Below are 21,620 nucleotides of genomic sequence, written 5' to 3' on the forward strand. Positions count from 1 at the left end.
AGGCATGGGTAAATAAAGTCTTGAACCAGATCGAAATTAACAAGAATTAGGCAATTTGAAACGTTCTCGGTTCAGGTATAGATTCACCTTCTGCTTGCCAAGTTTCTAAGTACATTTCAATAACTTCTTCGCCGTTATGAATTGCTTCCTCACGAGTTTTGCCATGAGTACAAGGCATCACAACTAAGATGTATTTGCCACAACCATAACTTATTTGATAAATGCCAATAGATCAAACTCTTGACGAATGTCTAAAAGAGAGCGATCGAGCAAAGGTTCAAATTCCAAAAAAGGTACTCGTTTTTCGCGGTTGCGAGTCTTAAACCAGATAGAGATTAGTTCTGGAATTAGTGGAGGAAGAACCTTAAAAATTGCTCCATAAAGCCAAAGTACACCTTTTTCTTTAATCATGTCATCGTACATAATATCAATCACTTGCTTATTCCTTTTTCTCATCTCCCGAAAGCGCTCAAAAGTACATTCACTTGTCCACCAGAATAGGGGCAAAATTTTTAGCTCATCATACATACCTGTATCACAGCCATATATAACATGACCAACATCATGTGCAAGCAAGATTTTGGCAAATTCGGGCGGCTGAGTATCGGGGGGAGTGATGTGAGGATTAAGCGCGTAGTATTCCGCTAAACCTTGTCGAAGGGTTTGAGTGCTGTCTTTGTTTGCGTAACGAGTTAATTGATTCATATTATATTTCGATACGGTGTGGTATCGTAAATTATAATAGCACGTATGAATGATGTTAGTAAAAAGTCACCTGGAAGACCTCGAAGCGCCCGATCGCATCAAGCTATGCTGCGTGCTACTTTAGAATTGCTAGCAGAAGTTGGCTTTGAGGCGATGAGTATTGAAGCGATCGCAACTCGTGCAGGAATAGGAAAAACAACTATTTATCGACGCTACAGCAGTAAAGAGGAATTGGTTGCTGATGCAATTGAAAGTATGCGGGAAGAGGTGTTAATTCCTGATACGGGAAACCTTTGGAGTGACATAGATGCTATCATTGAAAACGCTGCACAAATTACACTAAATCCGCTGGGAAGACAAACCGTTGCTATGATTATTAGCAGCGCTTCAAGTAATGCTAAATTTGCTGAGATTTATTGGACAAAATATTTACAACCTCGAAGAGAAGCTTTTGCGATCGTCATTGAACGAGCGAAAACCAGAAAAGAAATTCAGGAAGATTTAGATCCAGGTTTAGTATTCGATGCGATGAGTGGCATCATGCTTTACGCCTTAATATTTCCACCAACATCTGAAACTTGGAAAATGTACATTCGTCGCGCCCTCAATCTACTTTTGAAAGGAGTTTCAATCTAGTGCATAAATCAACACTTTACGGGCAATTTGAGCTTTTAAATTAAGCATTTTTCTGGGCATAGATATTGTCTTAAATTCATTTTTGCATTAGATAAAAAACATAGCCATAAGAATCAGAATACTTTCTATAAAGTTGTATTTCTCTTTGTTCTTCATCTAAGACAGCATTAGCTTCTTCATTGCCTTGATATTTCTGGCGGAGATTATTTATTCTACCTTCTAAAGGAGTGTAGTAATTATCCCACCATGAAGATTCAGGAAGTGTAAAACTGTTGATATAATTGTATCCTAAATTCTGAATAATGGTGATATTTTCGGTGATATTTTTCATTGTAGGATAGGTATTTTTCCAGAAATTTAAAGGTTCTTCTGGGGGATTGGTAACTAACCATGAAAGTTCTGAAACAGCAATAGAACCGCCAGTTTTTAAGAAGCGATGCCAAGATTGTAAGCCTTCCTGAAAGCCCATAATATAAATAGCTCCTTCCGACCAAATTAGATCGAAACTTTCTGGTTCAAAGTCTAGAGAAAACATCGAACAATTTTGGGTAATGATATGGCTGGATAAGTTTTCCTGTGCTGCTCGCTGTTGCAATTCATCAAGAAATGGTTGATGATTATCTATGGCAGTAATCTGTCCTTTGGTAATTTTGGCGAGTGCTAATGTTTGCATTCCTGGGCCACAACCAATGTCTAAAATTTGGGGATTTTTAGGCAAGTTTGGAATTAGAGATAAGGCTTTTGCGGTTGATGCCATATCTCCGGGTGCTTCTCGTGGCATATTGCTATGTAGTTCCAAGAAAATATTCATGATTTTTTTGTGCTAGAAAGGGAGAATTCTGGTTTAATTTTCAGTTATGATATCTCTTTTAGGGAAAATTCTCTATAATCCCAAATAAAAAAAGCCGCTGGGAGACAGCGGGGTGAAGTATAAATTTTCGGAGACAGAACTTTTCTTAGGAGTTTTTTAGCAAGTTCACCAATGAAGGGAATTGCTGAAATCGCAGCGCTATCATTAAACTTGTGGGATGTCTTACTTTGATGGCGCTTTTGATGTTATTACTATCTAACATTGAAATGACATAGCCTTGTCAAAGTTATGAAGTTTTTGTGACAGCACCATTATTCGCACATTTGTAGGGTGCCTTAACGCACCCTACGAGTTTAAGCGATACTTAGAGCGACTAAATCATCTGACATTTCAAAGTTGGTGGTGACGTTTTGTACATCGTCTAATCCTTCTAAAAAGTCCATCATTTTTAGGAGCGATCGCGCTTGATCGCGATCGACCACTTCTACGTTATTATTAGGTATCCAACGCCATTCTGCTTCGGTGACATTGAAACCTTTTTCTTTCAAGAATTGGCTGAGATTTTCTAAATTTGTCACTTCGGTAAAGACTTCTGCACCTGCTTCTTCTGCTTCTTCATCTTGTGTTAACTCGTAAGATTCTGCGCCACCTTCTAAGGAAGCTTCTAAAAGTTCGTCTTCATCCACTGCGCCGCTAATGATGCAAACGCCTTTTTGTTCAAACATCCAAGAAACACAGCCTGTTTCCCCCAAGTTTCCGCCATATTTGCTGAAAGCGAGGCGCAAGTCAGCTGCGGTGCGGTTACGATTATCGGTAAGGGCTTCCACGAGTACGGCTACTCCACCTGCGCCATAACCTTCGTAACGGATAGTTTCGAGGCTGTCACCTGAGTCTAGTGTACCAGCACCTTTGGCGATCGCGCGTTCAATATTATCATTAGGAATTCCTGCTGCTTTTGCTTTGTCGATCGCAGTACGAAGTTGAAAATTCCCTGCCGGATCTGGGATACCGCTACGAGCCGCAACAATAATAGCACGAGATAGTTGAGTGAAGGTTTTACCCTTTTTCGCATCAACTCTCTCTTTCTGACGTTTAATATTTGCCCACTTACTATGTCCTGCCATAGTCTCTTCTAACTCAACTAACCTTACATTAGGATAAACACAAATCCTAGCAAATTGAGAAGGCAGGAAGCAAAGAAAGCTCTGTAGGGGCAGGTTTAGCAGAAAATTTTGTTATCATAACTGAAAATTTGACAACAAAACCCGCCCTTTCTTTTTCACCTAATGAATTATATCGGAATTGTTACTTTGGTTTATTTCCCGCCTGTGAAAGTGACACTTTGGATAAAGTAGCGATTGAAAAAGGCATAAATGGCTAGTGCGGGTAGAGTTAAGACCATTGAAGCTGCCATAATATAATTCCAATAACTGATATATTCGCCTTTAAAAGTGTTCAATCCCAAAGGTAGGGTAAACATTTCTTTTTCTGACAAAATCAGTAAAGGTGTGAGAAAGTTATTCCAAGCACCCATAAAGATAAAGATTGCTTGTGCAGCTAATGCAGGTTTTGCTAAGGGAAGGACAATTTGCAGAAAGGTTTCCCAACGATTTAAACCATCCATTGCGGCGGCTTCTTCTAATTCATTGGGGTTGCTTTGCCAGCCGCTCAGTGTTAGTGTAATTTCCGAGTTGTTACCCCTTGCAAAAGTACAGCTAGTTAAGGTTATAATTACCAACAGGAAAATTAACCATTTTACTCTTGTGCAAATCATTATTTTCCCCCTTACGAGTAACCTGTTAAGTCGAATGCTTCTGCAACCAAGTAAAATTTGATGCACAATCACCATAAAGCCAACTTGAGAATTGCAAAATAACTTTACAAATTCCAAGAATTACAAGGAAATTGATGAGGTATGAAAATTTTGTTTATAGTAAACATTTTACCGCTATTCAGCATAACCAGCAGACCTGCAAAATATGAAGCCTAGAGGAGTAAACTTGGCGATTTTTCGCAGTGTAATGTTAAGTTTATGGTACAAAACTTTGGTAGGATGTCAACCTTTGTTGAGCGATCGCCATCAGATAGACATAATTCGTTTAACATTGTGGCAAGAGGCAAATCTCACTGCTTTAATTTCGGTGTAATTTAGCTCAAGACTTAAACTTTTCCCAAAATGCAACCTGAGAAACATGGTGAAAATTCAAGTCTAAGTCATAATGGTGTTGTAACTTTGAGGAATTTAATTCATGCCTATGGATCAGAAAAAAAATCGTGGTCATATCATTAATCATTCGATTCGTGTACCCCAGATTCGCGTGATTGATAATGATGGCGGACACTTAGGAATTATGGATACTAGATCGGCTTTGAGTTTAGCTCAAGAAAAAGATCTAGACTTAGTAATGATTAATGATAAATCTGAACCCCCCGTTTGCCGAATTATTGACTACGGCAAATTCAAATATGACTTAGAAAAGCAAGAACGGAAAAATAAGAAAAATCAAGATAAGACTTCTGTGAAAGAATTGAAGATGCGCTACACGATTGAAGATCATGATTACCAAGTGCGCGTCAATCAAGCTGAAAAATTCTTGAAGTCTGGAGATAAAGTAAAAGTAACTATCAAGTTTCGTGGTAGAGAAAGCCAACATAGCCATTTAGCAGAAAATCTGCTCAATGACATGGCAAAAGACTTACAGGAATATGCAGAACTTCAACAAGCGCCGAAAAAAGAAGGTAGTAATATGATTATGCTGCTTTCGCCTAAGAGTGCTCTTGTTAAAACTCCTGCTAATAATACTCCCTCTCCTACTCCTACTCCTACTCCTACTAGTAAACCAAAATTAGTTGAAACAGAGTCTTCGGAAGCAAAAGTCTAAAACAAATTAGCTAAGGAGCTTATATTTTTGTGAGATTTCTTTGATTAAACTTTTCATTAGTCAGACGAATTTTTGTTTGACTTTCTTTCGCTAAGTAAGATATCTCTAAATGTATAAAGTAGGATGGACAACCATCCTACTAAATTTTTGTTGAGGATTGAGATATGAAGCTAGTTTACCAACGTTTTGATTCCTTTGCTGCTGAATATGATTTTATGGCAAGTTTACAGCCTAAAAATGACTTCTTTTTCAACAATTTATCTAGAAATAGAAGTGCAGTTTTAGATATTGGTTGTGGCTCAGGTATTTTAGCTTTTGAATTAGCTAAACATTACCAAAAGGTAGTTGCTATAGATATTTGCCAAGAAATGTTAGATATTGCAAAAGTTAAAAGATCTGCTGCTAATATTCAGTATCTACTCATGGATGCAGAAAATTTGACATTAGATGAAAAATTTGATTTAATTACTTCTGCAAATACCTTTCATCATATCCAAAAATTACCTGCTACTTTACAAAAAATCACAAAATTATTGAAACCCGGTGGCAAAGTCGTTTTTCTAGATAATGTTTTGCAAGTGGAAACACCAGCAACAATAGTTTATGTATTAGTTTTGATTAGTGCGATCGCCACTCCACCTCAGCCAAATCAAAAGGGAAAATAAGCGATCGCCTTCTCCAAACTTTCACCTATAATCTATTAGCACAAATTGCCGCACCAATTAACCCGACTTGGGGATTTAACACCACATGAACGGGGATTTTTTCCAGTATATTTCTCATGCGACCTTTGTTAATAAAACATTCCATAAAACCACCCTCTTTAATCAAAGGTAGAATTTTAGCCGCAATACCACCCGCTACATAAAGACCGCCATAAGGTAACACTTTGAGAGCCAAATTACCTGCTTCTGCACCATAAAGTCCCACAAAAATTCGCAGAGTTTCTTCACTTAACGGGTCGGTTTTATCTGAAGCAGCTTTGCCAATAACTGCACCAGGATCGACTGTTTTTTCACTGTTTCCAGCTTCTTGTTCCCAAATTCTAATAATCTCCCCAATTTCTGGTGATTCACAAGCAACTTTTTTGTCGCGCAAGAACTGATAAATTGAGACAATTCCCATGCCAGAAACTACCCGTTCTACAGAAATTCTATCAACTTGGTGTTTTTCCAGCAAATACTTCATCATTTGAAATTCTAGTTCTGTGCGTGGTGCAAAATCAGTGTGTCCGCCTTCTGTAGGAAACACTTGATAACTGTCACCTGAAGGCGCTAAAAATGCCTGTCCTAAACCTGTTCCTGCGCCAATTACAGCAATGGGTGAATCAGCTTGAAATTTGCCAACCTGTAAGGTATGTAAATCGGATTCTGTTAAACCCAAAATGCCATAACCTACTGCTACAAAATCATTAATTAAACTGATTTTGGCAATGCCTAATTCTTCTTGCAAGCGTTCTGCATCGAGAAACCAAACTAAATTAGTCAGTTTCACGCTATTGTTAACTATAGGGCCTGCGATCGCAAAACAAGCTTTTTTTGGTTGCGGTAAATAACCCAAATGTTCCGATGCTGCTGTCAGAAATTTCTGGACTATGGGTACTAAATCGGGGAAATCTTTACTAGGATAAGTTGCTTCATCCAGATTGTACATTGAACCTTCTGCTGGCTGTTCTACCAAACGCAGAATTGTCTTAGTTCCACCGATATCGCCTGCTAGAAGTAAAGTCATAAACTAGTGAAAGCGGATTACTTTTTCAGTTTGACTCAAATGGGAAGTATCGCCATTGAGTTCCATAATCCATTGTCGATCGTAACGGACAATTTTTACCAAACAACACAACGAAGCATTGATTTCTGGTGTTCCGCCAACTAATCCTTGACTCGTGCCGACAACAGATGCGCCATGTCCTACTAATAGGATATCCTCAGTAAACTCAGATACTAGGATTTTTGCTGTTTGTGCTGCTCTCGCCATCATTTTATCAACTGTTTCCGGGTATTCAGCAACCACTCTAGAGGTATAACTTGGGTCAACTTTCGGAAATTTTTCTTGTAATTCGGTAAAAGAAAGCTTTTCTGGCGTTTCTGTCATCCATTCAGGATTTAACCATTCACTTAACCCAGATTCTATTTTGATCGGTAAATCTAAAATTTCTGCAACTTGATTAGCAGTTTGTACAGTTCTTAAGAACGGTGAAGCAAAAATATGAGTGATGTTTTCTCCTTGTAAGCGTTCTCCTAATTGTCTTGCTTGAATAACTCCATCATCAGAAAGTGGTGGGTCATAACGGCGTTCAGCTGTCAAAAACCAATCCGGGTTGACAAAATCTAAGCGGTTTCCGTGACGGGCAATCCAAACTGTTTGTGACATAATTATGATAATTAGATTTACGATCGTCAGTAACAGAATCATTATCTCGAACTTTAGGGATTTTGCGCTAAAACTTCTACAACTTCACCTGCGGTTAATATTGGCAAGTTAGCAGCAACAAAATCCTCTGTATTCCGGGTAACAATTCCCTCAAGATTTTCTGCAATTGCACAAGCTAATTGTACCGCATCTTCAAAATCATTGATATGTAGCGCAAATGCTTGCTCTAAAATATTGCGATCGACTCTACAGATTTGCATTAACGTCAGTGTCAAATAAACTGTTTCTTTAGCTTTTTCTATACTTTTTGTTTGCCTTCTAACAATGTAGAAAATATTGGTTATAGTTGTTGCTGTAACGTAGCCAACAACTCTACCAATACGGACATTTTCTAAGAGAGTTTTGGCATCTTGTAAGAATGGTTCTCGCTCTAGTAAAACATCCAGTATAATATTCGTGTCTATCAATACTCTCATTGTAAATTTTTCTCCACCAATCTTTCTGCCAAAATAGTTTCCACTTCAGCATCTGTTGGTGGTAAATCATTTGTTTTAGCTAAACCAGTCATTCTTTTTACTATGTCATCTGGTATTGGTGGACGGGGATTGACATCGTGAGCGATCGATCGCACAATTGACTCAACTAATTTTAGGCGATCGCTCACTGACAATTTATCAGCTTCCCGCTTTAATTCTTGCCAATTCATTATTTTTCTTGCCTCTTTTCAACTTAATATTAACATTAAGTAAAAGCTTGTAGAGACGTTATAGATAACATCTCTACAAGCTTTTAAGGCTCTCCCGTACTCATGGTGATAAGTAAACCTAATTAATTAGCAAAGTGCTTACTCCACAAAGTTTCCCAGTCCCTAGTCCCCAGTCCCCAGTCCCTAAAACCAGGGTTTTCCACCACGAAGTACGAGAGAGCCGCTTTTAAATAAAGGATGGAAAAAGAAAAAAGACTAAATTCTTCACAACCAACAACTTAATTAAAAGCTTTTTCCAACATTAGTTTAGAACGTTTCACTTGTTCAGGAACCGTCACTGGATAATTACCCGTAAAACAAGCAGAACAGAAATTTTTCGGGTCTTCTCCGGTAGCTTTGAGCATTCCTTCCCAACTGAGATAAGCTAAAGAATCAACGTCAATTTGTTTAGCGATTTCTGACACTGATTTTGTCGCCGCAATCAATTGGTCTTGACTATCTGTATCAATGCCATAAAAGCAAGGGTGAGTTACTGGAGGTGAAGAAATTCTCATGTGAACCTCAGTTGCGCCAGCATCTCTTAAAGCTTTGATTATTTTGCGACTAGTGGTTCCCCTAACAATGGAATCATCAACTATCACCACTCGTCTACCACACAAAACATCTTTGAGGGGATTAAGTTTCATCCGAATTCCAGTTTCTCGCATTTTTTGGGTGGGTTGAATGAAAGTGCGACCAACGTAGCGGTTTTTTATCAAACCTTCAACGTAGGGAATTCCTGAAGCTTGAGAAAAACCAATAGCAGCGGGAATGCCAGAGTCTGGTACGCCAATCACAATATCTGCGTCTACTGTTGATTCTTCTGCTAATATTCTGCCAATCTGCATTCGATAGCTGTACAATGTTTGCCCGGACATAATACTATCTGGTCGAGCAAAGTAAATCATTTCAAAGATACAAAGTTTTGGCTGGGGTCGTTTTGTCCAGTGGAAGGATGCTAAACCTGCTTCGGTAATCCAAACTAATTCTCCTGGTTCTACATCTCTCAGGTACTCTGCACCAATAATGTCTAATCCGCAGGTTTCTGAGGCGAGAACGTAGCGAATCGGGTTTGTTGGTAAGGTGCCAATCACTAGGGGACGAATGCCGTTAGGGTCGCGGACTCCCATGATTCCTTGGGGTGTACCAATTACTAGGCTAAAGGCTCCTTGGCAGTTGTGAAAAGCTCGGATTGCGCCTTCTAACCAGTCGTATCCTTGGTTGATTTCTTCTGCGATCGCATGAGCGATCATTTCCGAATCTGTTGTGGTAATTAAATTACAGTCCAGTTTTAGTAATTCTTCCCTTAAAATTGCAGTATTGACAAGATTGCCATTATGTGCTAAAGCCAGCTTTCCTAAACGGGTATCGACAACTGCTGGCTGGGCATTGACAACCCGACTAGAACCTGTAGTAGAGTAGCGAGTGTGACCGACGGCTAAATTACCAGTCAGTTCTTGTAAAATTGATTCACTAAAGACTTGGGAAACCAAACCCATCTCTTTGTGTAGATGCACTTGTTTGCCTGCAAAAGTGGCAATTCCTGCTGACTCTTGACCTCGGTGTTGTAAAGCATACAGCCCAAAGTAGGCGAGTTTTGCGACATCTTCTTCTGGCGCATAAACGCCAAAAACGCCACAAGCTTCTTCTGGTTTATCGGGGCGATTTTGATTGATGTTAGCAGAATACTCTTCAGAGTCTAGAGAATGGTTGGGAATCATGCTATGGTTTGGCTCCTAAGATTTGAGATAGAGAATCGGTTCAGGGGCAATGGAAGCAAAAAATTTAACTAGAGTTAAACTAACTTAATAACTTCTTAACAATAGCATTCTTAAAAGACGATCGCTCCACTGATAAGAAGGTAGAAGGCAGAAAGTAGAAAACTCAACAGCAGGTAAAATTAAGTTGGTGGTTAGCTGGTTTCGGTTTCCTCTGATTGATGATTTTTGCCTGATGCCAAGCGCGAACTACACTTTAATCATCACTAATATTGTTGAACATGGTTTTTTGTAGTTTCACACTCAATAGGAATCTGACAAGATAAGGTTTTTGCTAGTGAAGTAGAACTTGTTAACTAAACTACTAATCGACGTTCAATTGCATGATTATAGCGATCGCCAGCCACCACTATGCTAACGTCAATTAATATCTCATTGTCAGATGTGAGAATCCGTAAATTGTGATTCGCTTTTCCCACCCTGCCAATTTTTTGCCAATTTGAGCTTAGTTGCTTCTGTAAGTATGATTCCCAGAGTTCAGTACAATCTTGCATTACCGAGACTAAAATTCTCGCGCCACCTTCACCAAACAGAACATTATCCCAACGCTGAATTTGTGGCACAGAAACTCCCAAGTTAATCTCCGCACTCAGTTTACCAGCGATACAAGCTTCCGCCAAAGCAACAGCCAAACCTCCCTCCGCACAATCATGAGCCGAACGTACCCATCCTTGACCAATACCTTCTCGACAAGCAGCTTGTACCAAACGTTCCAAATCATAATCGACTTCTGGCGGTTTTCCAGCAACAATGCCATGAATTGCCGCTAAATATTCCGAAGCACCCAAAACGATTTTTGATTTTTGATTTTCGATTTTCGATTCTGGGAGAATGCCTAACAAATAAATAACATCGCCTTCACTTTGCCAACCTTGACCGCAAATTTTAGTAAGATCGGAAATTATTCCCACCATTCCAATTACGGGAGTTGGATAAATAGATTGCGGATTTCCTTCACTATCTAGAGTTTCATTATAAAGAGAAACATTTCCCCCAGTTACAGGTGTATTAAACTCTTTACAAGCTTCGGCAATCCCTCGACAAGATTCTGCTAATTGCCAATAACCAACAGGTTTTTCAGGACTACCAAAATTCAGATTATCAGTAACAGCAACAGGTTCGGCACCAACACAACTCAAATTTCTCGCAGCTTCAGCAACAACTGCTTTTGCTCCTTCGTAAGGATTAAGGTAAACATAACGGGAATTGCAGTCAACTGTTGCCGCCACTCCTTTGTTTAAAAACGCTGATTTCACCTCACCTTCCAAAGGACGAACCCTCACAACTGCGGCATCTGCGCCACCAGGAAATAATACTGTATTGTTTTGTACTTGATGGTCATATTGCCGATAAACCCAACGTTTTGAAGCAATGGAAGGAGTATCTAATAAAGTTAAAAGGATATCATTCCAAGTTTGAAACTTCCCAGAAATTTCCATTCCTGCAACTGTACAAGCTGGGAGAGATTCTGGATGCCATTCCCAAGCTTTCCGCACATATTCTGGCGGTTCAGGTAACAATTCTCGGTGGTAAATTGGCGTATTATCTGCCAAAGCTGTTGCGGGAATTTCGGCAGCAATTTTTCCTTGAAATAGAATTCTTACAATAGGTTCTTCGATTACTGTTCCCGCAACAACTGCGTGTAAACCCCAACGATGGAAGATATCTATTAATTCTTGTTCCCTGCCTTTGTGAGCAATAAATAACATTCTTTCTTGGGATTCTGATAATAGATATTCGTAGGGAACCATGCCAGTTTCCCGTACCGGAATTTTATCTAAATCTAATTCAATTCCTACTCCGCCTTTAGCTGCCATTTCGGAAGTTGAGCAGGTAATTCCAGCTGCACCCATATCTTGTGCGGCGACTACTGCGCCTGTTTTGAATGCTTCTAAACAAGCTTCTATCAATGATTTTTCCATAAATGGGTCGCCTACTTGTACCGCAGGACGATCGTCCATTGAAGCATCACTCAGTTCCGCACTGGCAAAACTTGCGCCTCCCATGCCATCCCGTCCGGTGGTAGAACCAACATATAACACGGGATTGCCAATGCCTTTTGCACCAGATTTAACAATTTCGGGAGTTTCCATTAATCCCATTGCCATTGCATTGACTAAAGGATTTCCCGAATAAGCAGGGTCAAAATAAACTTCGCCGCCAATGGTGGGTACCCCGACGCAGTTACCGTAGTTCGCAATACCTGCGACTACGCCGCTAAAGATTCTTCGAGTCCTGGCATCTTCCAAGGAACCGAAACGAAGGGAATTTAATATTGCTATGGGACGCGCACCCATTGTAAAGATATCGCGGAGGATGCCGCCAACGCCTGTGGCTGCACCTTGAAATGGTTCGACAGCGGAGGGGTGGTTGTGGGATTCGATTTTAAAGGCTAGTTTTTGTCCGTCGCCTAAGTCTACTACTCCGGCATTTTCTCCGGGGCCAACGAGGATGCGATCGCCTGTTGTGGGAAACTGTTTTAGTAAGGGTCGAGAGTTCTTGTAACAACAGTGTTCTGACCACATGACACCGAACATTCCTAACTCTGCTTTGTTAGGATGGCGACCAAGACGGTTAACAATTTCTTGGTATTCTTCAGGTTTTAGACCTTCGGCAGCGATTTCTTCGCCAGAAAAGGGAGTGTTAGTAAACATGGAACCTTGCACAGTAGGCACAGGCTTAATTCTATCGATTGATTGCACTCATTAGTCATTTATACAAGAAAATTTTTAGCAATTTTCAATTTATATAGAGAGAATCCTGCTGTCTTTCTGCAACATTCTGAAAACTTTGGTAAAAAATTTTGTTAATTGTAAGTTTATTCTGTAGAATAGTTTAGGTTTTTATACCCTAACTGTAATGTTTCTTCTTCGCAATCTGTTTAATCGTAGAGTTGTTGCTGGGATCGTGGTATCAGTGTTAACTGTATCTTTAGCATTGATTGTCAGGTCTAATTTGCCAACAGAGGCACGTTCTAGAGTTTATAAGACTGAAGGAATAGGTCAAAAATTGCCTACGAAGCAGAAACATCGCAGTAATTATCGTACTCTTTCTACAAAAAGGACTAATTTAGTAGTCAAGAGAGTGCAATCGAATAGAAGATATGTCTTTTTGAATAAGCGATCGCTGTTAAAAAATCCTGTAAAGAATAAAGTTAATCAATCTGTAAATTCAGTAGCACAAATAGATAATAACAGAAGACCTGAGATCGGCAATAATTCAACTCCAGTAACTAATCGATTTGGTGCTACAGGTAATCGACCATCTTCTGCATTGTGGTTAGCAGAAATTAAAAGAAGATATGGAATCAATAATCCAACTCCTGTTACTGATAGATTTAATAAATTTAGCCGTACCGGACGCAAATTTGCCAGCGAACGTTGGAGTGGTGCAATTAAAAGAACTTATGGGATAAGGAGTTATCCTACTCCAGTTACCGATCGATTTAGTGCAACAGGAAGCAGATTTTCTAGTGAGTTATGGAGAGCAGAAATTAAACGCAGATACGGAATTGGAAATGCGATTAAAGAATCTGTGGATGAGCCAGAATAAATAATAGGTTAGGCGATGTTTTGTTACTCGTTGGCGATCGGCAAAAATTCAATTTATTACTCAATGAAAGTGCGATCGCTAGAGTTGTTAATTAAGCAATGAAAAGGCGATCGCCATCAGTTGAAAACCTAATTAATTATCCTTTGATGTATCGCTAGCAGAAGTTTGCGCCGCCTGTCTTATCAGTTCAACATCCAAGTTTAAAGCTACAGCAATTTGTTCTACAGTTAATCCAATTGCTAATAATCCAGGTACAGATTCCAGCTTACCTTCGAGCTTACCTTCGAGTTTGCCTTCCAACTTGCCTTCGAGTTTGCCTTCCAACTTGCCTTCGAGTTTGCCTTCCAACTTGCCTTCCCGCTTACCCTCTTCCTTAGCTTCCTGATAAAATCTGGTTTGCTTCAAATCACTTAATCCAAACATAGCCTCAATCTCCTGGCGACTTTTGCTGGTAAACTTGTAAATCAATATGCTCTCCATTAATTCTAAAACTTTCTGTTTGATTGCTTCATCTGCTAATTGTGTCCTGGCTTGTTGTAGAAGCTGATTAGTCAGCGAAACTGCGGTTTCTTCTGTACCAACTACCAGTTGTACCATCCCAATAGGTAGGGAAGGATGGGTAATTTCTGCTAACTCATTGAGATAGACACAAATCACTTGCTGACTCATCAACAAACTGCGATATTGTCTTGGTACTCCTGGATCTAAATTCCGATGGGCAAAAATAGCTACAGCGCACCAATCATGACTCGGTTGATATTGAGCCAAGTAGACAAAAATTTCTGCAAACAAGCGGCTGTAAAAGTTAGATTTGGGTTGAAATTGTACTTCTACAAAGTAGATTGGTTGGTTAATGGTATTTTCAGGCGGTAAAAATAACCCATCAAAAGTCCGAGCCAATTCTTTGATTTCTTGGGAAGTGAATTGATAGTTGTTAGCTAGGGAAAGCGGTTGATTAATTAGTTCAAATAGGAGCGTGGGGAAGGTTTGAAATAGCTGATAAAAGATGTTGTCTGTTTTCACAATAAGTTTGAGCAATGATTTAATTTAAGTTTAATATTAATCAGCATCAGTAGATTTTTAGCTATTTCTCAAATTATGAAACCTTTGCTTACGTATTTAACGTTTTTATCGGGTGATCTATATCACAAGTTAAAGATGATTAGGATCGCTATCAAACTTTTCTTAAACAGCCATACTACAAACAACTGAACTCTAGCCGAGTCATCGACAGGGAACACACAATCAGCCGACAGTGAAAACAAGTAAACTGTCGGTTTTTTATTGTGAAAATTTTCCGTAAATTCACTAAGTTTTTAATAATAAAATTTCCCCACCTTTTGTCAGTGTTCTAACCTTTTTGAGCTAAAAAACACCAACAAGGGTGGGGAAACAGATTAAAATTAACAAGGTAGCCTTGCTTCAAACGCTTAGGCTGAAGGTTAAGACATACCCTGAATGATGTAGTCAAAGTAAGGTGCGGCTTCGGCAGCTTCTTCTTGGCTTAAAAGTGCTAAGGAAGCTTTTTTCAAGCAACGAATAGCTTCTGCCATGCCGGGAACGGGTACACCTAGAGAGTTGTACATTTCGCGAGCTCCAATTAAACCGATTTTTTCAATTGGTTCTTTGTCACCTGCGAGAATTCCATAAGTAACTAGACGTAAGTACCAGCCATAGTCTCGCAGACAGAGGGCGCGTTCGCGTTGTCCATAGGCATTGCCACCGGGAGCAATGAAGTCAGGACGTTTCTGCCATAGCTGTTTGCTGGCTTCTTGGACGATCTTTTTTTCATTTTCGGCTAGGGTAGCGGCTATGTTTGTCCGCACTAAGCCTGTTTGAAAAAAGTTTTTGATAGCAGTCAGTTCCCCGGTGCTGGGATAACGGAGTTCGTCGTCGGCTTTGAGAATAAGTTGGCTTACTACACTCATGATTTATTAGAAGGTCTGAGGATACCATTTCGTAGTTTACCGAGTCGAAGGGACGCAAGGGAATGGGGAGGTGAGGAGGTGGGGAGGTGGGGAGATGGGGGGATGGGGAGATGGAGAGAGATGTAATCGAATTTCTGAAATCGAAAATCTAAAATCTAAGATCGAAAAGATGATTAAAACTGGAAACAATTTGTTACAAACTGCAAGTGAAAATTCGGATGACCTTTGGAAACAGGGGCGGTTAGTTGAGATTGAGATTACCGATCTCTCGGATACGGGGGATGGGGTAGGGCGTTTTGGGGAAAGGGTGGTGTTTGTACCGGATACGGTGGTGGGCGATCGCATTTCCGTTCGCTTACTCCGCGTTAAGCCACAATACGCCTTTGGCAAGCTACACGAGATTATTACACCTTCTGCCCATCGCACCCGCCCTGGCTGCATGGTGGCGGATAAATGCGGGGGTTGCCAATGGCAGCATATTAACTATGAGTATCAATTGGAAGCAAAGCGGAATTTGGTAATTCAAGCTTTGGAACGGATTGGCGGAATTTTTGAACCACCTGTGGATGCTGTTTTGGCGGGAGATTCGGCTTTAGGATATCGCAATAAATCTACTTATCCTGTGGGTTTGTCTTCTACGCTGAAGGTACAGGCGGGCTATTTCCAAAAGGGTTCTCATCAGATTGTGAATTTGAATCAATGCCCGGTACAGGATGCGAGGTTAAATCTTTTGCTGAGTGAGGTAAAGGAGGACATTCAAGGGCGGGGTTGGCGAATTTATAACGAAAAACACCATCGCGGACAAATACGTTATCTATCGCTGCGGATTGGGCGGCGCACGGGGGAAATGCTGTTAACTTTGGTGGTGAAGGATTGGGATTTGCCGGGAATTGAGGCTCAGGCAGAAGAGTGGTTGAAGCGTTATCCTCTGTTGGTGGGGGTGTCGCTGAATCGGAATCCCGATCGCACTAACGCTAATTTCGGTGAAGAAACTTGCTGTATTGCGGGAAAATCTTTCTTACGGGAAAAGTTTGCCGATTTAGAGTTTCAAATTCGCCCAGATACTTTTTTCCAAGTAAATACAGAAGTGGCAGAGTTGCTGTTAAAGGAAATTATTGGGCAACTTAATTTACAAGGAAATGAGGTTTTAGTTGATGCTTATTGTGGGATTGGTACGATGAGTTTGCCTCTGGCAAAATTGGTGCGCCAAGTAATTGGTTTGGAGGTGCAACGGGAGGCGGTAGAACAAGCTGAATCTAATGGGATTTTGAACCAGATTACTAATGCTAGTTTTCAAATGGGAGAGGTGGAGAATTTGTTGCCACAGTTGCCAATAACGCCAGATATTGTGTTGTTAGATCCGCCTCGTAAAGGTTGCGATCGCGCTGTGTTAGATTCTTTATTGGAAATCCAACCAAGTCGAATTGTTTATGTTAGTTGTAAACCTGCAACTTTGGCACGCGATTTAAAAATTTTGTTGGCTGGTGGTTATCAATTAGTGAGAGTGCAACCTGCTGATTTCTTCCCCCAAACTGCTCATGTGGAATGTGCGGCTTTTCTGGTACGTTGAGGTAAAGAAATAAATAGTAAAAGACGATCGCCTCGTAGAGAGTTATCTTCCAAGTGCGATCGTCTAAGTTTATTAATTATTGGTTCGGTTCAAAGCGGGTTATTACATGAAATTTCCCTTTTAAATCTTTTTGATAATCTTAAGGGTACTTTCTCTACAATTATCTTTCTTCGCTCTATTGATTGACAAGTGTATTAAGTATGTTAATTGTAAGATGAATAGTTTAAAAATAAGTTACTAATTTGATTACAAATTGTTATGATTGAATAATGGCTTGAGAGACAGGGAACTATGTTTGAGCAGAAATTAGAAGCACTAAAAGGCATTTTTGCCCAAATGGATCGGGCGATTATCGCTTATTCTGGAGGAATTGATAGTACTTTGGTAGCAAAAGTTGCTTATGATGTTTTGAGCGATCGAGCTTTAGCTATAACAGCAGAATCGCCTTCTTTATTACCAGAAGATTTGGAAGATGCCAAAATTCAAGCACTACAGATTGGGATTCCGCATCAAGTAATTCAAACTCATGAAATGGAGAATCCTAATTACACTTCTAACCCAATAAATCGCTGTTATTTTTGCAAAAGTGAATTGCATGATACCCTAAAACCTTTGGCTTTGAGTTTGGGTTATCCTTATGTAGTTGATGGGGTAAATGCAGATGATTTAAAAGATTATCGTCCGGGAATTCAAGCTGCAAAGGAAAGAGGTGCGCGATCGCCTTTAGCAGAAGTAGGAATTACCAAAATGGAAGTTAGAGAAATTTCTAAATTTTTAGGACTTCCTTGGTGGGATAAACCTGCTCAACCTTGTTTAAGTTCTCGCTTTCCTTATGGGGAAGAAATTACGATCGCTAAATTACAAAGAGTTGGTAGAGCAGAACTTTATTTGCGGAAGTTGGGATGGCAAAATTTGCGCGTGCGATCGACTGGAGATACCGCTAAAATTGAATTACTACCAGAGCAAATCAAAGAGTTTGTTTTAACTACAGATTTACCCCAGCTAGTATCAGCTTTTCAAAAATTCGGCTTTATTTATGTGACTCTGGATTTAGAAGGTTATCGTAGTGGCAAATTAAACCAAGTACTTAATCAGGATTTAATGATGAGCAACATGGACAGGATGTTGTCTATTTAATAATCTGTTGATTAAGTTCATTGTAAGGACTTTAGTCCTATTAGCTACTCCAGCAAGGACTTTAGTTCTTACAACCAACAAGCTGAATTACTTCATTGATTGTTATTTTATTAATTATTCGTTGGTTGACTAAAGTAAAAAAATTGAATAGTATAAAAGTACGCCTCTTATTAAGTTGTATTTTATTTACAAAGTTCAAAACAGTATTAAAATATACAAAATTTTATTAATAAGCAACTTTATCAAGGAAGTTTCTGGTAAAAGTTAATAGGAAAGCCTAAATACATGGTAAAAAAACTAGTGCAGTGTGACAGGAATAACTACACCAAACAAGTGAAAAAGCTTTGGATAAACCTTCTTTCCTTCTGCCTTCTGCCCTCTGCCTTCTGCCTTTTTGTACTAGGTTTAAACATGATTTAAAAAGGCGGGTGCCTGATTATGGTGAACTCAACAACTTACCCCCTAAATTCCCTGAATATGACCACTATTAGCCGTTTGGAAGAAAGCTTTTTCCATGTAGGCGAGACAAAGAATGGAAAAAGCTCTAACTTAGAATCTTTAGGAATAAAAAATTGCGGTCGCCTATATCGTAATTTATCAGTATCGCAGTTAGTAGAACATACTTTATCGCGCCAAGAAGGGATTTTAGGCGAGAATGGTGCGGTGTTTGTGAAGACGGGTAAGTATACGGGTCGATCGCCTAAAGATAAGTTTATAGTTGACGAACCAGGCATTCATGATGAAATTGATTGGAACGGCGTAAACGTGCCGATTTCTGTAGAAAAATTCGCTCAAATTTACAAAAAAGTTCTTGCTTATATGCAAGGCAAAGACTTGTACATTTTTGACGGTTATGTTGGGGCCGATCCTGAATATCGGTTAGGCGTAAGAGTAATAAATGAATTTGCTTGGCACAATTTATTCGTGCATCAATTGTTTATTAGACCAACAACAGAAGAACTCAAACATCATTATGCAGATGTAACAGTAATTTCAGTTCCCGGTTTACAAGGCGATCCAGAAACAGACGGGATTAATAGCGAAGCATTTATTATAGTCAATTTCCTGAAAGGAATTGTTTTAATAGGCGGAACTCACTATGCTGGAGAAATGAAAAAATCCGTGTTCTCATTCATGAATTATTTGATGACGAAACGGAATGTTTTGCCAATGCACTGTGCTGCCAATATGGACAAAAATGGCAATACAGCTTTATTTTTTGGTCTTTCGGGTACAGGAAAAACTACTTTATCTGCTGACCCCGAACGCCGTTTAATCGGTGATGATGAACATGGATGGTCAACCAGAGGAATCTTCAATTTTGAAGGTGGATGTTATGCTAAAACTATTCGCCTTTCTCAGAAAAATGAACCGCAAATTTGGGAAGCGTTACGTTTTGGTGCGTTGATTGAAAATGTGACCATTGATCCAGAAAAACGAGTTCCTGATTATGACGATAGTAGCGTTACTGAAAACACGAGGGCTGCTTATCCAGTAGAATTTATTCCTAATTGTGTAATTCCTGGTTTTGGCGGTCATCCAAAAACTGTAATCTTTTTAACCGCAGATGCTTTTGGGGTTTTGCCACCCATTGCCAAACTCACAAATAGACAGGCAATGTATCATTTCATTTCTGGTTATACCAGTAATTTAGCTGGTACAGAAAGAGGAATTACTGAACCGCAAGCGACTTTTTCTTCTTGTTTTGGTAAACCATTTTTGCCGCTGTCGCCAATTATTTACGCTGAGATGTTGTACGACAGAATTATTGAGTATAATGCTGATGTTTATCTAGTAAATACTGGTTGGACTGGTGGCCCTTACGGTGTAGGTAAACGGATTGCGATCGCAGATACTCGTGCTATGGTTTCAGCTGCTTTGAATGGCGACTTAAATCATGTAAAATTCCATCACCATCCGATTTTTCACATTTTAGTTCCTGAGTCTGTTCCGGGTGTAGATAGCAATATTTTAGATCCGATTAAAACTTGGAGTGACCCGGAAGCGTATCAACAAAAAGCAAAAGCTTTAGCGCAAAAGTTTGTGGAAAACTTTAAGCAGTACCAGCGAGTACCTAGAGAAATTTTGGAAGCTGCGCCTAGTTTAGGTTAAGTCGATCGAACGCGATCGTTGAATTAATCATCAGTTTTTGATAATCTCTTGTATGGGGTAGGTAATTCTTCCCCTTATTTTTTTGCAATATGGAATGCTTTCTGGTACTAGTTTAGGAGAAAAGATTAGTGGGTTTAAAACTGGAAAAAGTCATTCCTTGGGGACGCAATTTTGCTGAATACGTCAGAATGTTTAATCTCACAACAGATGAGTTCAAGTTAAATATTTTAGATTGTGCTGGTGGCCCCGCTAGTTTTAATGCGGAAATGACTGAGCAAGGATATAATGTTATATCTTGCGATCCTGTTTACTGTTTTACTGTTGATGAAATTAAGCAACGAATTCAAGATACTTATTCCGCAGTTGTTAATGGTGTAAAAGCAAATTTAGATTGTTATGTGTGGCAGGAAATCACCTCTCCCGAACACTTAGGACAGGTACGCATGGCAGCAATGGAAAAGTTTTTAGCGGATTTTGACTTGGGAGTAAAAGAAGGGCGTTATTTGCCTCATGGTTTGCCAGTTTTACCTTTTAATAATTATCAGTTTGATTTAGCTTTATGCTCGCATTTTCTATTTACTTATTCTGAGCAACTTTTAGAAGAATTCCATTTAGCTGCAATTCGGGAAATGTGTAGGGTTGCCAAAGAAGTGAGAATTTTTCCACTTTTGGATATATCGGGAGAAGTATCACCAATTTTAGAACCCGTACTCAACAAATTGGAAATGCAAGGTTATAATGTGGAAATTAAACAGGTGTTATATGAATTTCAAAAAGGCGGAAACCAAATACTAAAGGTTTGTCCGCCAAAGTGAAATTTTACATCGATGGTTCCTCGATCGGAACCAGGAAACAACCATTGATTCGCCAACTCCCATCAAGTTGTTTTTCCATTTGGTAAAGCGCCCTTCTGGGGTTTCCTTCGGGATCGAGCACTAACACTGGTTGCGCCAAAGCACCGTTAACAATTGCCAAGTTTTCAAATAACACGGAACGAGGACGATAGACAGCTTCGTAGGAAGATCGGACCATCTCCATAAAGTTTTCCGGGGTTTGGAAGGTGATTTGAATGCCTGGGGTAGCAAGTGAGAATGCAGTAACGGCATCCTCTTGCTGAAATGCTTCAAGTTGGCGTTCGATAACAAATCGGATGGCGGCGCGATCGCTATCTGTAATTTGCATCAGTTTTGCCTTTGTTTCTATAAACACTACTAATAGAGCAGTTTACTTAAATTATAGAAAGGTTAGCCGCTAGTGACTAGGTAGAAAACTTAAGAAAGGTTAATAATTTAATTTTCTCCTCATTAGTTAAACTTTTTCGCTCTGTGGGAATACTAAATTGAATAGATTTTTTAGAGATGATAACGCGAACTATTCCATTTCTTTCTTTG

The 21,620-nt window shown here is 39.5% G+C and carries 20 protein-coding genes and 3 pseudogenes; 9 read left to right on the forward strand and 14 right to left on the reverse strand.

The genetic code is table 11. From position 1 onward, the window contains the following. Window positions 1-46 precede the first annotated feature (46 nt). Both ACE1CA_RS25625 and ACE1CA_RS25630 read right to left on the reverse strand, forming a co-directional pair. Window positions 47-187, reverse strand: a pseudogene (locus ACE1CA_RS25625) (type II toxin-antitoxin system HicB family antitoxin); the annotation flags it as partial. A 23-nt stretch (window positions 188-210) separates the two neighbouring features. Continuing rightward, a complete protein-coding gene (locus ACE1CA_RS25630; RefSeq protein WP_413276190.1) occupies window positions 211-705 on the reverse strand; it encodes a hypothetical protein in 495 nt (164 codons plus the stop codon). Window positions 706-750: 45 nt separating this feature from the next. Between ACE1CA_RS25630 and ACE1CA_RS25635 the strand changes: the two genes are divergently transcribed. After that, window positions 751-1,341 (forward strand): TetR/AcrR family transcriptional regulator, encoded by a 591-nt coding sequence (locus ACE1CA_RS25635; RefSeq protein ID WP_413276191.1) that lies wholly within the window; start codon window positions 751-753, stop codon window positions 1,339-1,341. 76 nt (window positions 1,342-1,417) lie between these two features. Here the strand turns inward: ACE1CA_RS25635 and ACE1CA_RS25640 are convergent, their stop codons facing one another. The 3 genes and pseudogenes from ACE1CA_RS25640 to ACE1CA_RS25650 all read right to left on the reverse strand — a co-directional run. Further along, window positions 1,418-2,152 (reverse strand): class I SAM-dependent methyltransferase, encoded by a 735-nt coding sequence (locus ACE1CA_RS25640; protein ID WP_413276192.1) that lies wholly within the window; start codon window positions 2,150-2,152, stop codon window positions 1,418-1,420. Window positions 2,153-2,505: 353 nt separating this feature from the next. Beyond that, window positions 2,506-3,276, reverse strand: a complete 771-nt coding sequence (locus ACE1CA_RS25645) for a YebC/PmpR family DNA-binding transcriptional regulator (protein WP_413276193.1) — start codon at window positions 3,274-3,276, stop codon at window positions 2,506-2,508. A 191-nt stretch (window positions 3,277-3,467) separates the two neighbouring features. Next, a pseudogene (locus tag ACE1CA_RS25650) lies at window positions 3,468-3,803 on the reverse strand (carbohydrate ABC transporter permease); the annotation flags it as partial. Window positions 3,804-4,152: 349 nt separating this feature from the next. Here ACE1CA_RS25650 and ACE1CA_RS25655 point away from each other — a divergent pair. From ACE1CA_RS25655 to ACE1CA_RS25665, 3 genes and pseudogenes are all read left to right on the forward strand, one after another. Then, the gene (locus ACE1CA_RS25655; protein ID WP_486517539.1) at window positions 4,153-4,299 is read left to right on the forward strand and encodes a hypothetical protein; all 147 of its coding nucleotides are present in this window, start codon (window positions 4,153-4,155) and stop codon (window positions 4,297-4,299) included. A 102-nt stretch (window positions 4,300-4,401) separates the two neighbouring features. Next, window positions 4,402-4,923: pseudogene (gene infC, locus ACE1CA_RS25660) on the forward strand (translation initiation factor IF-3); the annotation flags it as partial. A 275-nt stretch (window positions 4,924-5,198) separates the two neighbouring features. Beyond that, window positions 5,199-5,699, forward strand: coding sequence for a class I SAM-dependent methyltransferase (locus tag ACE1CA_RS25665; protein ID WP_413276196.1), 501 nt, complete (start codon window positions 5,199-5,201; stop codon window positions 5,697-5,699). Between the two features lie 25 nt (window positions 5,700-5,724). On the opposite strand, the gene ACE1CA_RS25670 is transcribed toward ACE1CA_RS25665, so the two are convergent. From ACE1CA_RS25670 to purL, 6 genes are all read right to left on the reverse strand, one after another. Continuing rightward, window positions 5,725-6,765 (reverse strand): glucokinase, encoded by a 1,041-nt coding sequence (locus ACE1CA_RS25670; protein ID WP_413276197.1) that lies wholly within the window; start codon window positions 6,763-6,765, stop codon window positions 5,725-5,727. 3 nt (window positions 6,766-6,768) lie between these two features. Continuing rightward, window positions 6,769-7,407, reverse strand: coding sequence for a histidine phosphatase family protein (locus tag ACE1CA_RS25675; RefSeq protein ID WP_413276198.1), 639 nt, complete (start codon window positions 7,405-7,407; stop codon window positions 6,769-6,771). A 53-nt stretch (window positions 7,408-7,460) separates the two neighbouring features. Then, window positions 7,461-7,883, reverse strand: coding sequence for a PIN domain-containing protein (locus tag ACE1CA_RS25680; RefSeq protein WP_413276199.1), 423 nt, complete (start codon window positions 7,881-7,883; stop codon window positions 7,461-7,463). Continuing rightward, the gene (locus ACE1CA_RS25685; protein WP_413276200.1) at window positions 7,880-8,113 is read right to left on the reverse strand and encodes a hypothetical protein; all 234 of its coding nucleotides are present in this window, start codon (window positions 8,111-8,113) and stop codon (window positions 7,880-7,882) included. Before ACE1CA_RS25685 ends, ACE1CA_RS25680 begins: the two co-directional genes overlap by 4 nt. Before the next feature lie 278 nt (window positions 8,114-8,391). Then, the gene (gene purF, locus ACE1CA_RS25690; protein ID WP_413276201.1) at window positions 8,392-9,873 is read right to left on the reverse strand and encodes an amidophosphoribosyltransferase; all 1,482 of its coding nucleotides are present in this window, start codon (window positions 9,871-9,873) and stop codon (window positions 8,392-8,394) included. Between the two features lie 353 nt (window positions 9,874-10,226). Then, window positions 10,227-12,584, reverse strand: coding sequence for a phosphoribosylformylglycinamidine synthase subunit PurL (gene purL / locus ACE1CA_RS25695; protein WP_413276243.1), 2,358 nt, complete (start codon window positions 12,582-12,584; stop codon window positions 10,227-10,229). Window positions 12,585-12,789: 205 nt separating this feature from the next. On the opposite strand from purL, the gene ACE1CA_RS25700 reads away from it, so the two are divergent. After that, window positions 12,790-13,482, forward strand: a complete 693-nt coding sequence (locus ACE1CA_RS25700; protein ID WP_486517540.1) for a hypothetical protein — start codon at window positions 12,790-12,792, stop codon at window positions 13,480-13,482. A 132-nt stretch (window positions 13,483-13,614) separates the two neighbouring features. Here ACE1CA_RS25700 and ACE1CA_RS25705 read toward each other — a convergent pair whose 3' ends face one another. Then, window positions 13,615-14,505, reverse strand: coding sequence for an Rpn family recombination-promoting nuclease/putative transposase (locus ACE1CA_RS25705; protein ID WP_486517541.1), 891 nt, complete (start codon window positions 14,503-14,505; stop codon window positions 13,615-13,617). 419 nt (window positions 14,506-14,924) lie between these two features. Continuing rightward, window positions 14,925-15,410 (reverse strand): allophycocyanin, encoded by a 486-nt coding sequence (locus ACE1CA_RS25710; protein ID WP_413276204.1) that lies wholly within the window; start codon window positions 15,408-15,410, stop codon window positions 14,925-14,927. A gap of 169 nt (window positions 15,411-15,579) precedes the next feature. Here ACE1CA_RS25710 and rlmD point away from each other — a divergent pair, with 169 nt between their 5' ends. From rlmD to ACE1CA_RS25730, 4 genes are all read left to right on the forward strand, one after another. After that, a complete protein-coding gene (gene rlmD, locus ACE1CA_RS25715; protein ID WP_413276244.1) occupies window positions 15,580-16,980 on the forward strand; it encodes a 23S rRNA (uracil(1939)-C(5))-methyltransferase RlmD in 1,401 nt (466 codons plus the stop codon). 291 nt (window positions 16,981-17,271) lie between these two features. Further along, window positions 17,272-18,117, forward strand: coding sequence for an ATP-dependent sacrificial sulfur transferase LarE (gene larE / locus ACE1CA_RS25720; RefSeq protein WP_413276205.1), 846 nt, complete (start codon window positions 17,272-17,274; stop codon window positions 18,115-18,117). 438 nt (window positions 18,118-18,555) lie between these two features. After that, window positions 18,556-20,229, forward strand: a complete 1,674-nt coding sequence (gene pckA / locus ACE1CA_RS25725) for a phosphoenolpyruvate carboxykinase (ATP) (protein WP_413276206.1) — start codon at window positions 18,556-18,558, stop codon at window positions 20,227-20,229. 128 nt (window positions 20,230-20,357) lie between these two features. Beyond that, window positions 20,358-21,044: an SAM-dependent methyltransferase gene (locus ACE1CA_RS25730; RefSeq protein WP_413276207.1), complete on the forward strand. Its 687-nt coding sequence runs from the start codon at window positions 20,358-20,360 to the stop codon at window positions 21,042-21,044. Window positions 21,045-21,048: 4 nt separating this feature from the next. Here the strand turns inward: ACE1CA_RS25730 and ACE1CA_RS25735 are convergent, their stop codons facing one another. Further along, window positions 21,049-21,411 carry a DUF4864 domain-containing protein gene (locus tag ACE1CA_RS25735; RefSeq protein WP_413276208.1) on the reverse strand — a complete coding sequence of 121 codons (363 nt, stop codon included), beginning with the start codon at window positions 21,409-21,411 and terminating at the stop codon, window positions 21,049-21,051. Window positions 21,412-21,620: the final 209 nt, after the last annotated feature.

The sequence above is a fragment of the Floridaenema evergladense BLCC-F167 genome, assembly GCF_041929205.2.
Classification (GTDB): Bacteria; Cyanobacteriota; Cyanobacteriia; order Cyanobacteriales; family Aerosakkonemataceae; genus Floridanema; species Floridanema evergladense.